1 protein-coding gene is annotated in these 559 nt (G+C 46.3%); it reads right to left on the bottom strand.

Features of this window, described 5'->3' with window-relative positions; genetic code table 11:
- On the bottom strand, positions 1–559 hold a 559-nt coding region (locus R7Z50_RS29995), incomplete at both ends, for an IS1634 family transposase (RefSeq protein WP_318150084.1).

The raw sequence follows: 559 nt of genomic DNA, 5'->3' as shown, positions 1-559 counted from the left end.
TAAGCTTGGCCAGTTTCACCTTTTCTAGATCGGTATAAGGCGTAGCATCTATCAAATAGTGGTATCCCGTCGGCTTTTCATCTTTCTTCGGCCGACCACGACCTGAATAAATTGGCTCTTTAACGATGGTTGATTGCGCGAAGCCAAGCAAATGACACTGGTTGGCGAAGTCGCTCATTGCTTGCTCGGCATCCACTGCGCAAGCAAACCGCTTTTTCTTTAGTTGTCCCAGCGCTTTCAGCTCTTTGGTGATATTTTTGTCTAAGTTCTTATAAAACGTTACCTGTTCTCGCTTGGTTGTTTGTTCACTATGAATCAACAGCCACTTCTGAGATACCGAGCCATAATCAGCGTCAACCCAACAACCCGAGTAGCCATTGCCGATATGGCTCAGCTGCTCTGGCTCAAGGTTCATTAAGGCCTCTTTGGCTGATTTAATGGTCATTGGAACACGCGTAATAAACTTCTGTTGTTGCTCATCCAGTGAACGAATGCCACGGAAAAGCCAGCTACCGCCTGAAGTAGAACAACAGGTGATGCCGCAATCTATGACCTTATC

It is taken from the genome of Vibrio sp. 1249-1 (assembly GCF_033340495.1).
The sequence above is the reverse complement of the archived record's forward strand: the minus strand, read 5'-3'. Positions and strand labels throughout refer to the sequence as shown.